This is a genomic window from Edaphocola aurantiacus, assembly GCF_019797745.1.
GTDB classification, from domain to species: domain Bacteria; phylum Bacteroidota; class Bacteroidia; order Chitinophagales; family Chitinophagaceae; genus Edaphocola; species Edaphocola aurantiacus.
Genome location: NZ_VOSI01000002.1, coordinates 390307 through 403065, shown reverse-complemented (window position 1 = coordinate 403065; position 12759 = coordinate 390307). Strand labels below are relative to the sequence as shown.

Sequence of the window (12759 nt, the reverse complement as noted above, 5' to 3'; positions counted from 1 at the left end):
TCCCTGCCCGGGCAGTACAATTACCCGGACCTTTAAAGCATAATATTTTGGTAACACAGGTTAAGTGTTTGATTATCAACGTGTATTAGTGCTACTCCAACGATAGCTACCAGCATGTGTATACCTTGTTGGAAGAAGTCGATATAATTTGCCGGCTGTAGCAATTTTGCCGAAATCTTTTTCAAACATATGAAACTAAGTTTTACACAAAAGCAATTGCAGGTACAGCCGGCCGTACCCTTTAAGTGGATTCTGGGTCTGGCTTTTACCGGCTGTGTATCTGTAACAGGGGTGCAGGCACAAACCATTAAAGGTGTGGTGGCGAGTAAAGGAGAAACTTTACCGGGTGCAGCAATTCTGGGTGCCAGCTTTAAGGGAGGCACTGCTACAGACCTCAATGGTAGCTTTACGATTGATGCACTTAAAGAAGGCAAGGCAACACTGACCATCTCTTATATGGGTTATGCTACCCAAACGCTGGAGCTGGATGTGACCAAGGGCGTAAATGATCTTGGTACTATAGAATTACATCCCGATCGGGAAAAAGTAATCGGTGAAGTAATCGTGAACGGTACTATGGCGCCATCTCAGGCAAAAGCTTACAGCATTAAAAAGAATTCTGTAGCAATTATGGATGTACTGGCGGCAGATGCCATCGGTAAACTACCGGATCGTAATGCCGCAGAAGCAGTGCAGCGTATGCAGGGTGTAGCGGTAGCCCGCTATCATGGTGAGGCCGATCAGGCTACCGTAAGGGGCACACCATTTGCCTGGACTTCTACTTTGTTTAACGGCAATCGACTGCCGAGCGCTAACGTGCTGGGCAACCGTTCATCTGTACTCGATGCTGTTCCTTCTGAAATGATCCAGTATGTACAGGTCTCTAAGGCCATTACTCCGGACATGGAAGGCGATGCGATTGGTGGTTCTATCAACTTCATTACCCGCACTGCTCCGGCACAGCGACAATTAAGTATGAGTGCAGCAGCAGGCTACAATACCTTCTCTCAGAATGCAACTTATAATGGTTCCCTTGTATACGGCGATCGATTCTTTAAAGATAAACTCGGTGTAATGGTAGCCGGAGCCATCTGGAATCGCCAGTGGGGTGCCGATGCCTTTGATGTGTCATACAATACCGGCCTGGCCGATATGCAGCAAAAGAATTCGATCAACTCTGTAATGTTCAAACGTTATATGGGTAGTCGCCAGACAATGGGACTGAATGCAGGCCTGGAATATAAATTTGATCCATCCAACAGGATTTACTTCCGCGGTATGCTGAGCAAATTCAATGACATACGTCCCGTGTATGAATCCTATATCGATTATAACAACAGCCGCTACCAATACAACTATCGCTATTCTCATTACCAGACCAGCATTACCGGCGGGGAACTGGGCGGAGAACACCAGTTAGGCAATAAAGTGAAATTTGACTGGGCCGTTACAGACTATGCCGCAAAATACTTCCTGGAGACCCCTCCGACCTATGGCACCAAAGGTTTGCCGATTGCAACCTTCCGTCAGAAAATTACCGGAGGATTTAATAACCTGTCTTCCGATGGAAAACGCTATTGGGGATTTGATTCTCCAAACGGGGTAGGCGGAGATCCGGAACATTTCGATGCCGGGTTAACCAATAGTGCAGAAGTAATGGATCCGGATAAACTGACCTTGCAGCAACTCGTTATCGCACAACTGGACAACAGTGAGCATGACCGTACTGCGCAATTCAACTTTAAAGTAACCGCATCGCCCAAAGTGAATTTTAAATTCGGAGGGAAGTACCGCAGTAAGTATCGTGAAAGCACTTATGGTTCCAGTATAGTATTTATGCCAGGTGCTGCTTTGGGTGTACCTAATGCACCGGCATTACTGAGCCTTTCTCAGCTGAGCACTACAGCCTTCCCTTCTGGCTCTGCCTATTTTGAAGGAATGGCGGGCAGTTACGATCAGTATAAGGTTACACCATTGACCAAAGATCAGCTGTTCAATATGTACAGCAACGACTTCCTGACAAAGAACGGTTTTGTAAATGTGACACCTAAAACCAATCCTACTGCTCTGTATACCGGTACAGAACAAGTTGCCTCAGGATATGTAATGGCAGAAGTAGAAGCCAGCGATAAACTGAAAATTGTAGGGGGTATACGCAATGAATATACACTGATGGAACTGAACGGTTCGAAAGCCACTATAGCAGGCAATCCGGCAGTAACCACCATCAGCGAAAGCAAAGTGAATAATAACTACAACGCTTTATTGCCGATGCTGCACCTGAAGTATACCCCGGGTGAGCAGACCAATATCAGGGCGGCCTATACCAGGACCTTTATCCGTCCCAACTTCGGAGATATGACACCGGGTGTATCTGTAGATAATACCAAAACACCAATGTCTATAGCGCAGGGTAATCCTGATCTGAGACCAACCTTCTCCAGCAATTTTGACCTGATGGGCGAACACTATTTCAGCAATATAGGTCTGCTGTCCGGAGGTCTGTTCTATAAGAATATTACAGACGTTGTATTTACGGACATCAGCATGCAGAATATAGGAGGAAGCGACTACATGGTTACACAAGCCAAGAACCTGAAGAATGCATCCCTGTATGGTTTTGAAGCTGGTATCAATAAGCGTTTCGATTTCCTTCCCGGCTTCTGGAGTGGTTTCGGGGTAGAATTCAACTATACCTTTATCAACAGCCAGGTAGAAGTGCCAAGAGGTACAGGAGCAAACCTGAAGCTGGATAAGACCTCATTACCTAATCAGTCCAGGAACCTGTTCAATGCTATATTGTTCTACGAACGTAATGGTGTAATGGTGCGCTTGGCCGGTAACTATCGTGGCACCTCTGTAGAGACCATCAATCAGCAATTAGGCCCCGACTTTTATATCTGGTCTGCGGCTAACTTTACCATTGATGCGTCAGCAACATTCAGTATCAACAAGCGCATCAAAGCGTTCGTAGAGCTGAACAACCTGAACAATGCCCCGGTGAAATTCTATATGGGCGACAGCAAACGCCTTACCTCCAGCGAATGGTATGGCAGCAGAGGCCAGGCTGGTATCAGATGGAACATTATCAAATAACACAATTCATTCAAAAGAAAATCAAGATGAAAAATATAATCAACTTTAAGCAGATCGCATGCGCTGTAATCATTAGTATTCCTTTCAGTGCACAGGCACAACTGGCCGACAGTACACAGAGGCTGGTACCGGTAAAAGGTGCAGTCAACTTCAGAGATGCCGGAGGCTATAAAACCACAGATGGTAAAACCGTAAAATGGAATAAAGTATTCCGCAGTGCTGCCATTGATAAGCTGACTGCAGAAGATATGGAAGTTATCAGCGCAAAGAAAATGTATACTGTAGTTGATTTCAGAGGTACTAAAGAAGCTGCTGCAGCCCCGGATAAATTGTTACCGGGTGCACAATACACATTATGTCCTGCGGGAAGCGATAACCTGCCCGATGCAGCACAGATGATTACCCTCATCAAACAAGGCGGCTTCCTGGAAAAAATGTATGGTAAAGAAGGTGTTCAGTATTTCGGAGACCGCTACAAACCTATGTTTCAGCAGTTACTGAACCTGAACGATACTGCCGCATTACTGTTTCACTGTACCGGCGGCAGAGACCGTACCGGTATGGCCAATGCCCTGTTCCTTTATGCTATGGGTGTACCACAGGCGACGATCGAAGCTGATTTCGTAGCCTCAAATGCATACCTGGGTAAGAGCATGTCACAGATGTTGAGCGGACTGGCTAAGGCATCGGGTTTGCCTCAGGAAAAGATTGAAGCGGAAATGCAATTGCGTCCGGAATTAATCCGCCTGTTCTTCGGATCGATTAAAGAAAAATACGGCAGTATCGAAAACTTTTTTGATAAAGAACTGGGCATAGATAAGAAAGGAATGGCCCGTTTAAGAAGAATGTATACTGAATAAGTGTATAGTGGAAAAGTGCGGGGAGGCCAGTGCAGGCCTCCCTTTTTTATTTGACCAATCCCATGAGTATCGCCTTCTTAATGAGGCCCGCCATATTTTTTACATCCAGTTTTTGAAGCAGGCCCAGCCGGTAATTTTCTACCGTGCGCACACTCAGGTGAATCTTGTCGGCAATCTCCTGGCTGGTATGCTCATCATAGATCAGTTGCAGGATCTGCAATTCCCTTTCCGAAAGATCTTTATGGAAACCCAGGTTAGTTTTATGTTGCAGTAAGCTATTGGTCAGCAGGCTTTTTACCTCATCAGAAAGATAGAGCTCCCCTTGCATCACCGCCCGTATCGCCGCAGCAATCCTGTCCTGGTTAGTTGTTTTCAGCAGGTAACCCTTCGCTCCCGATTGTAATAGATTACGGATCACCAGCGCTGAATCCATACTGGTCAGGATAATAGTTTTGACAGCAGGATACTTAGCAGTAATTACCGGTAGCAAATCAAATCCGGACATGTCCTGCATCTGTAAGTCCAATAGCAAAACCTCCGGCTGTTGCTCTTTGAATGCCGCCAGCAATTGATTGGCATTAGCATAGCTACCCGTCACAGATATATCTGCCTCCAGTTCCAGGAAGGCCGCAAGCCCGTCCCGCACTACCGGATGATCATCAATAATACCCACACTGATCTTCATAAAGGATTCAAAATTTAGATTTATTACATAGCTGCTTTGGGTACAGATGCAGGTAAAGCCATCAGCTTAGGTACATGTATCGCAAAGGTGGTACCGCTTTGCGCGGTAGATTCTATCGTCAGCGATCCTTGCAGCAGATGCACCCGGTCACGGATATTATTCAGGCCTATGCCTTCTGTTGCGGCATCTTCTTTCTGTATAAATCCGCGTCCGTTATCTTCAACAATGATACAATATTCATTCGGGTATTCATTGATCAGTACAATAATTTCAGATGCCTGTGCATGTTTCAGCCCATTATGTACCAGCTCTTGTATAATACGGTATAGGTTGATCGATTGCAGTTCACTCAACTGATTGAAATAACCGTAATGCTGAAATTCAATATGCACCTGTTCTGTCTGTACCCGTGCTGTAAATTGGGTTACCGCTTGTACAAGGCCCTTGTTAAGCTCGCCCGGGGCCAGGTTATGCGCCATACTCCTCAACTCCTTGCTGGTATGATCCAGTATTTCCTTCACCTTATTATAATAGGACTCTTCTGTAAGTTCGGGAAATTTATTGCCGATAGCCAGCATATAACTTTTTGCTCCCGATAATTGGCTGTTGATTCCATCATGCAATTCCTGGGCCAGGCGTTTCCGCTCCGTTTCTTCTCCCAGTAATATATGCTGCAGCTTTTCAATCTCCTGTGTCTTTTTCTCCATTCGCGCAACAGTCCTACGTTTTAGGCGCCACCAGGTAAATACCCCGGCCAGGATCAGGAAGGAGAGAATGAAAATAGTGATCCAGAGATTTTTCTGAAACAGCTGCTGTGATTGTGTACTGATCTGCGCACTTTTATCAGAGATCTCTTTATCTTTTTCCAGTGTACGGTATTTCGTTTCCAGCTCCTGAACTTTCAGTACAATCTCGCTAGATTCAATACTATCCTTAATCTTACGGAACTGCTCTATCTCCTCATACGCATTTTTATAGTGACCCTGCTCAAAAGCAAGCCTGGCCTGCTGATAATGGGTCAGGTATTTATCGATAGGAGAATTAGTTGCATAGGCATCTGCCGCATCCAGGTAATGCTGGGATAGGGTATATTGTTTCTGCTGAAAATATATATCGCTCAGTTGCCGATACAGGGAATTAATTTCATTGGAAGGAATCCCGTTCCCTGCGGCGAGCAAAGCCCTTGCTTCAGTATAAGTCTTCAGTGCCTGCTCCGGCTGCTTCAGCTCCAGGTGAATATTACCCATGTTCAGCAATACGGTAAACAGCTTCCGGTCAAAATGTTCTTTACGGCATAACTGTGCCGCAGTATCCAGTGTGCGTAAGGCGAGTTCATTTTCCCCCTTAAGATTCTGGTTTAATCCTTTATTCAGGATCAGCGTAGCCAGAAATTTTTGATCCTTGCTTTTTCGTGCCAGAACAATTCCTTTTTCAGTATAGTATAACGCTTTGTCATACTGCTTTTGCTGCGACAATATAGTGCCCAGATTACTGTAAGCATAGCTTGCCGGTATTACAGAACTGGCAATAGATTCACTGTAGCGCGCAGATCGGTTATAATGCCATGCAGCATTGTCCTGATCAGACAGCATGTTATAAGCATTGCCTATTTTATTATGACAAAGGCTGAAGTATGGTGGTGCTTGTGCAGCAAAGCGAAGGGCCGACTGATATTGCTTTAAGGCATGCTGGAAATGGCCTGCCTGCAGCTGTACATTCCCTGATGCTATAAAAGCCTTAATCTGTATTTCCGCATCAGCACCATTTTCGGCAATGATCCGGTGCAGGGTTTGTATTGCAATTGTCGTATCGCTTAACTGCTCTGTTTTATTGATCTCATCAATAATAACCTGTCTGCCTGATGAAGAAGTATGATCTGGAGCATGGTTCTGGGCGAGCAATATCGTTCTGCACAAAACCAGGACCACAAAGAGGAATACACGTATGCTTTTGCTCATGTTTAACGGGATTGTACAAAAATAAAGATATGTATTTTTTGGATTGTCATTTATAAGTCTTTTTTCAGTTGCTAGAGATGTATTGTAATAATTTTAATAAGTATTTCTACTTGTTATAATCAGGGTATAAATGCTCATGACTCCGGTACTGTGGCAGATTAATTTTGCCTGTACCGCAGACCGGGTATTACCGTTTGCTGCAAGACAACAATCTTTTTCTAACTATAATAATTTAATGATGGTAAGGTTTTACAATATTACACCTGCACTGCTCCTGCTCTTGTGTACACTGGGCTTCAGTGCACATGGCCAGCAACAGCAATATGAGTGGTCTGTCAAACATAAGGCGCAGCGCAGTTCCGGTATCATGAATATAACAATGATCAAAACCGATCGCTGGAATAATGTGTATACCGCAGGAACATTTACAGACAGCTTCAACTTCGGAGGCGGAGCGGCAGCACAACTGCAGGTAGGTAACCAGGTGCCGAATGGTAGCGGACAGTATGATTTCTTCATTACCAAACAGGATAAAGATTCAAACCTGGTATGGATAAAGAGATTCAATAAGACGAGCTTTAAATTTAATGATGTCTATAACCAGCCGATGCTGGCTGGTCTGGAGATAGACGATGCCGGCAATGTGTATATAGCCGGTACCTTTCCTGGTGTCATCGATGTAGATCCGGGAACCGGTACGCAGTTACTGTCTGCAGTAACGAATACTTTGACGAGCAGCAAAGATGGTTTCATTGCCCGCCTTAATGGCGATGGCGAATTGCAATGGGCGAAACAGTTTACGAAAAACAGTGTATTGTGGTTCGCGCCATATTACCGTTCCACGGATGTCAACTTCAATCATTTTGTGATGGATAGTAAAGGGAAGCTGTACGTATCTGGATACCTGTTAGAAGCACAGGCAGGAGATACCCTCACCTTCGATCCGGGAGGGGCAAACTATCAGAAAGTATTTACCAACACTACTGCTAAAAATGTAGGCTTCTGGGCAAGGCTGGATACTGCTGACGGTACTCTTGAAAAAATGCAGTTTACCAAAGGAGTGCAGAACGGCAACCTCCTGCGTTTTAAAGTAAACCCAGACAATGCCGGAAAACTATATGTACTCGGACAGGTAAGCGATACCTTCGATATCAATATGGAAGGGCAACCGGCCAATACGATTCACTCGCTGAACACTGGTAGCCTTGCATACAATGCATTCGTGGCCCGCTATGATACAAACGGAGTGGCTTTATGGTCCCGCGTTTTCGAATCCAAAAGATCGAGCCCTGCAGATATGGCCGTAAATGATCAGAATAATCTCGTATTCTACGCAGGCTTCGAAGACTCTGTAAGAATACATGATAACGGCGTATACTCAAACAGCTATGTACAGGCGAAAGGCCTGGTGGTAGGACAATACAATGATACCGGTGCTGTAGTATGGGAAGATAAAATCGGGTTCAACCTGATCAATGATAATGATTATGTAGGAACTAAACTCTCCCTGGATGCCTTCAGTAATGTGTATATAGGCGGAACCGTAAAAGGAAAGATTAATCCGAACGCAGCGGCTACAACCGTTTATGCGCATGCATTTCTGCGCAAATACCTGCGCTCCGGCACCCAGGACTGGACCATGCGTTATGGTACACAATCACCATCCCTCATCCCGAGCGAAACACAGGCGGGTAATACCATTCATGTCGACGGGTCTAATAACCTGTATGCTTCAGCAGCATTCAAAACAACTCCCTTTATCATTAACCCTCTCGATACACCAAATGTGGTGATGATTAATGGCAACAGCACAACCAGCCATTTTGTAGCTAAATATGCCTGTGCCGATACTTCTACAACTGTACTGCCCATACAGGCATGTAATAGTTATAGCTATAACGGCATTAACTATACCCAGAGCGGAGTGTATCGCCATCATTTCTGGAGCCAGGGCGGTTGCGACAGTATTATGATACTGGACCTTACCGTAAACCAGATCCTGGAACCGTTTATTACCATCAATAACTATGAGCTTGGGGTAACAAGTGCTTACGATACCTACCAGTGGCTGCGCAATGACCTGCCTATCACCGGTGCCACGCAAAGCACGTACACCGTTAGCCTGAATGGTGAGTACAAAGTAATTACCGGACTTATCAATGGTTGTTCCGATACCTCGGAAGTATATACTGTAACCAATGCTACTGCTATAAATGAAGTGGACCGCATTGCACAGCAAATACAGATATATCCTAACCCGGTGCAGGATATGGTATACATCAAGAGCCCGGTAGCCGTAAACGCAGCTGTGGTTTCTGTTCAGGGAGTAGTGCTGGCTACACAGCAACAGGCAGGAAAAATTTCAGTGAAACATTTATCTGTAGGTATTTATTTCCTGCAGGTGTTCGATGCAAAAGGCAGACTGATCAAAGTAGAAAAAATAGTAAAACAATAGTTGTTTTTTCAAACAGGTTCCGGATGGCTTTACCGCGTCCGGAACTATAATTTATGGAGTATATGCGTATCGCTGTAATCACATTGTTTTTATCATTACTCTGCCGGCTGTGCCTGGCACAGAACAATGCAGATATAAGACTGGAGGATGGCACAGAATTACCATCCCGGTATTGTTATGGCGATGTTTCATACGGCCTGTCCGGTATTCCCGCAGGGGGTACTTTCGCCGGCTGTGGGGTGATTCAGAAAGAGGGGCGCTGGGTCTTCAATCCGGTTACCGCTACACAGGGTATTACCGTCTTCCCCTATCAGTGCATATTATCGTATACCGTAAATGGGATGACGGTGCAGAAAGTGATACTGGTACAGAAACCATTAACCATTCTGCTGGATAGAAGCAATACCGCCACCTGCGATGGCTCCTTTACATTATGGGCAGAAATGCTCTATGCCGGAGCCTATGACTACAGCTGGCAACCGGCTGCATTGCTGGAAAAACCCGACAGCAGTTATTCTATGGGCCACCTCGGACAGACACAGGAGTTTATAATAGCCGTAAGGGATCGCAGTACCAATTGCACCGGCAGCGATACAATTACGGTACAACGCAGGCCCCAACCGGAATTGATCGTTTTACCTGCAGATACAACTATTATAGCGAGGACGTCAATTCAGTACCGCCTCAGCGGTGCGGCAGAATACTGGTGGCACCAATCGCCCTGGATCAGTAATACGCGCAGCGAGTATCCTGTAGCCTATCCGCAGGCTTCGGTACAGTACACGATCATTGGTAAAAGTGAATATGGCTGCCTGGATACTGCTTATGCAAATGTTACGGTTAAAGACGGTATGCAGATGCCCAATGCATTTACACCGAACGGAGACGGGCTAAACGATGAATTTAAGATTGCCAATTATGGTTACCAGGGTGTAGAAGTGTTCCGCATTTTCGATCGCTGGGGACGCATAGTCTTTGAAACTACTGATGGCAGCAGGGGCTGGGATGGCACGGTTAAAGGGGATCCGGCACCTTCAGGAAATTATATTTACCATATCCGCCTGCGTTTGCAGGACGGTGTTTTACAGGAATTCAAAGGAGACCTTACTTTGATCCGATAGTGTTGTTGTTTATTAAAATGTTACCGGCTGCGTCATACAATGGCGTAGCCGGTTCGTTATTTTACAGGTACTCATATTGTATCTGTATGCATCCTTCCGAAATCAAAGACATCATACTCGGCAACCGGGACAATATTGCCTTTATTATTGGTAACGGCATCAACCGGTATCCCAATAATCCTCATGCCCTCTCCTGGGATGATCTGCTGATGCAGCTTTGGGATAAAGTGGCCTTGCAAACCCTTACCCGGAGGCCCAATGGTATTTCTCTTACAGAATTCTATGATATCCTGGAGCTGGAAAACACCCGTGAATTACAGCTGCAGAAAGAAGTAGCACTAATGTTACAGGACTGGCAGCCTTCAGATCATCATCGCCTGATTACAGAAAATATCTTCGGGCTGAATGCACCCTTACTGACCACCAATTTTGAGGAAACGTTTTCGAGAACGCTTTCCTGTAGCCTGTTGCGTACAGAGTCAGAGGGCTTCACGGATTTTTATCCCTGGAGCACTTATCATGGCCTTGCTCCTTTAGCCTTTCCTACAGACGGTTTCGGGATCTGGTATATCAATGGTATGATTAATTACCATCGGAGCATACGATTGGGCCTGAGTCACTACATGGGCAGTGTGCAACGCGCACATGCTATGTTTTACAAAGGGCAGGAAGAAGAGTTGCATTCCGGCGATCATATGCTGTTATGGAAAGGTGCGAAGACCTGGCTGCAGATTTTGTTCGGGAAATCACTGTTCATATTTGGGTTGGGACTGGAAGAGAATGAAACATTCCTCCGCTGGCTGCTGATAGAGCGAATGAAATTCTACCGGAAATACAGGGATCAGAAACGTAAAGGCTGGTATGTCTGTACACGTGGAGAAATGAATATCGACGCTGGAAAAAGATTTTTCCTGGAGCGCGTGGGATTTGAAATTATTGAAGCTGCCGACTACAAAGATATCTACGAAACAATATGGCTTTAAAACATTTAATACACAAACTGTAACATCATGAAATGGACTATGGAACAAATTAAAACAGCACAACAATTTTTACAACAGCAATCCTTACCGGTAGGTAATGTAGATGGCATACCGGGGCCAAAAACCAGAACAGCGCTGGGGCTGCTCTCCAGCCTGCCTGTACGTTGGGATACCGATCGTAAACTGACCGGCTGTATACAACTATATTGCAAACAATCCGGTTATGATCCCGGGCCGGTAGACGGTATCTGGGGGCCGGAAACACAACGGGCTTTTAACCAGCTATCTGCTATACTCATCTTCCCGCCTGCTGCTCCGGCTGCGGAAAATGTATGGCCGCTACAGACGCAGACTTCGCTGAACCGTTTTTACGGCACCGCATTTGCCGAGCATAATCCTAACCTGGTTACCTATGCCATCCCTTATCCCTTTAAGCTGGCCTGGGATACCACACAAACGGTAGACAAGATTACCACGCATTACAAAGTAAAAGACAGTATACTGCGTGTACTGAACCAGGTACTGGACCATTACGGTTTAGAGGATATTGACCGCCTGCACCTGAACCATTACGGAGGCTGCTTCCAGTATCGTAAGACCCGCAACGGAACGACACTCAGCACACATTCCTGGGGCATTGCACTGGACTTTGATCCGGAGCGAAACCAGTTGAAATGGGGCAGGGACAAAGCTGCTTTTGCCGGAGTGGAATATGAAGCCTGGTGGCAGTTCTGGGAAAAAGAAGGCTGGGTAAGCCTGGGTCGCACCCGCAATTACGACTGGATGCATGTACAAGCCGCAAGATTAAGTGCCTGATAAAATATCCATATAAAAGAGCCGCGAGATTATTTCTCGCGGCTCTTTTATATAAATGTCTGTAGGATTTAAGCGATCAGCAGATCCTGTTTCTTCACGATCAGATCAAATGCAAAATCAACATTACTCGTAGAGATACTGATGGTACGGGTGCCTGCATCATCCCAGTCTCCGGCCAGTGCTGTAAAGCTTTTCATGATTGTAGCGAGTGGACGATCTTCCACTTTGCCCAGGTATTGCCCTACCAGGTGACTCAGGTCCTTAATGCTTTCAATGATCGCACCGGTTGTGGTCGCATTGCGGGTCATCGCCGTAACCTTTTGCAGGAGATTATCATAATGTACATCCTGCTGTAGCTGCTCCAGTATAGCGCCGGCATTACGCATGTCTTTCTTACTCTTCACTACCGTAGCGATAAGATGCAGCTGGCCGGGCATATTGATCCCGTTTTCATCAGCATAATAAAAGATCGTTTCATTAGTCGGCAGACTATCATGATCATCAACTCCCGGAAAGGTAATTACCCGTACCGGCCATAAAGACTGATTGGGAGTATCGCTCAGAATGAAGAATACCAGGTACAGGTTAGCCAACCCGGGGAAAGGCCAGAACTTCATCGTGCGGTTGTTCTTGACAAACACAGAACGGATGCGTAGCTCTATTCCTGATAATTGTTTGCTGTTCGTAAGCCGGCGCTGTACATGCTCGGGACTGAGGATGGGCGCCGAATCCGGCAATTGGTATACACCGGATTCAGATTGCGGATTGAAAATTTGTAAAGCCAT

Annotated in this window: 9 protein-coding genes; 6 read left to right on the top strand and 3 right to left on the bottom strand. The window is 45.7% G+C overall.

What is annotated here, in order from left to right; translation table 11 throughout:
• Positions 1–189: 189 nt before the first annotated feature.
• Together FTD44_RS06270 and FTD44_RS06265 are read left to right on the top strand one after the other, a co-directional pair.
• Positions 190–3096: a TonB-dependent receptor gene (locus FTD44_RS06270; RefSeq protein WP_222165662.1), complete on the top strand. Its 2907-nt coding sequence runs from the start codon at positions 190–192 to the stop codon at positions 3094–3096.
• Positions 3097–3122: 26 nt separating this feature from the next.
• Positions 3123–3956 (top strand): tyrosine-protein phosphatase, encoded by an 834-nt coding sequence (locus tag FTD44_RS06265; protein WP_222165661.1) that lies wholly within the window; start codon positions 3123–3125, stop codon positions 3954–3956.
• Between the two features lie 46 nt (positions 3957–4002).
• On the opposite strand, the gene FTD44_RS06260 is transcribed toward FTD44_RS06265, so the two are convergent.
• Both FTD44_RS06260 and FTD44_RS06255 read right to left on the bottom strand, forming a co-directional pair.
• Complete coding sequence (locus FTD44_RS06260; RefSeq protein ID WP_222165660.1) at positions 4003–4641, bottom strand: response regulator transcription factor; 639 nt, start codon at positions 4639–4641, stop codon at positions 4003–4005.
• A gap of 23 nt (positions 4642–4664) precedes the next feature.
• Complete coding sequence (locus FTD44_RS06255) at positions 4665–6599, bottom strand: tetratricopeptide repeat-containing sensor histidine kinase (RefSeq protein ID WP_222165659.1); 1935 nt, start codon at positions 6597–6599, stop codon at positions 4665–4667.
• Positions 6600–6735: 136 nt separating this feature from the next.
• On the opposite strand from FTD44_RS06255, the gene FTD44_RS06250 reads away from it, so the two are divergent.
• The 4 genes from FTD44_RS06250 to FTD44_RS06235 all read left to right on the top strand — a co-directional run bounded on the left by FTD44_RS06250 (position 6736) and on the right by FTD44_RS06235 (position 11974).
• Positions 6736–9054 (top strand): T9SS type A sorting domain-containing protein, encoded by a 2319-nt coding sequence (locus tag FTD44_RS06250; protein WP_222165658.1) that lies wholly within the window; start codon positions 6736–6738, stop codon positions 9052–9054.
• Between the two features lie 62 nt (positions 9055–9116).
• Positions 9117–10175 carry a gliding motility-associated C-terminal domain-containing protein gene (locus FTD44_RS06245; protein ID WP_222165657.1) on the top strand — a complete coding sequence of 353 codons (1059 nt, stop codon included), beginning with the start codon at positions 9117–9119 and terminating at the stop codon, positions 10173–10175.
• Between the two features lie 86 nt (positions 10176–10261).
• The gene (locus FTD44_RS06240) at positions 10262–11158 is read left to right on the top strand and encodes a hypothetical protein (protein WP_222165656.1); all 897 of its coding nucleotides are present in this window, start codon (positions 10262–10264) and stop codon (positions 11156–11158) included.
• 27 nt (positions 11159–11185) lie between these two features.
• Positions 11186–11974, top strand: coding sequence for a M15 family metallopeptidase (locus FTD44_RS06235; RefSeq protein ID WP_222165655.1), 789 nt, complete (start codon positions 11186–11188; stop codon positions 11972–11974).
• Between the two features lie 68 nt (positions 11975–12042).
• Here FTD44_RS06235 and FTD44_RS06230 read toward each other — a convergent pair whose 3' ends face one another.
• Complete coding sequence (locus FTD44_RS06230; RefSeq protein WP_222165654.1) at positions 12043–12759, bottom strand: hypothetical protein; 717 nt, start codon at positions 12757–12759, stop codon at positions 12043–12045.

Excerpts from the sequence above, each read along its gene's own strand:
- FTD44_RS06270 (WP_222165662.1), top strand. The coding sequence starts at position 190 with ATGAAACTAAGTTTTACACAAAAGCAATTGCAGGTACAGCCGGCCGTA.
- FTD44_RS06265 (WP_222165661.1), top strand. The coding sequence starts at position 3,123 with ATGAAAAATATAATCAACTTTAAGCAGATCGCATGCGCTGTAATCATT.
- FTD44_RS06260 (WP_222165660.1), bottom strand. The coding sequence starts at position 4,641 with ATGAAGATCAGTGTGGGTATTATTGATGATCATCCGGTAGTGCGGGAC.
- FTD44_RS06255 (WP_222165659.1), bottom strand. The coding sequence starts at position 6,599 with ATGAGCAAAAGCATACGTGTATTCCTCTTTGTGGTCCTGGTTTTGTGC.
- FTD44_RS06250 (WP_222165658.1), top strand. The coding sequence starts at position 6,736 with ATGACTCCGGTACTGTGGCAGATTAATTTTGCCTGTACCGCAGACCGG.
- FTD44_RS06245 (WP_222165657.1), top strand. The coding sequence starts at position 9,117 with ATGCGTATCGCTGTAATCACATTGTTTTTATCATTACTCTGCCGGCTG.
- FTD44_RS06240 (WP_222165656.1), top strand. The coding sequence starts at position 10,262 with ATGCATCCTTCCGAAATCAAAGACATCATACTCGGCAACCGGGACAAT.
- FTD44_RS06235 (WP_222165655.1), top strand. The coding sequence starts at position 11,186 with ATGAAATGGACTATGGAACAAATTAAAACAGCACAACAATTTTTACAA.
- FTD44_RS06230 (WP_222165654.1), bottom strand. The coding sequence starts at position 12,759 with ATGGCTTTACAAATTTTCAATCCGCAATCTGAATCCGGTGTATACCAA.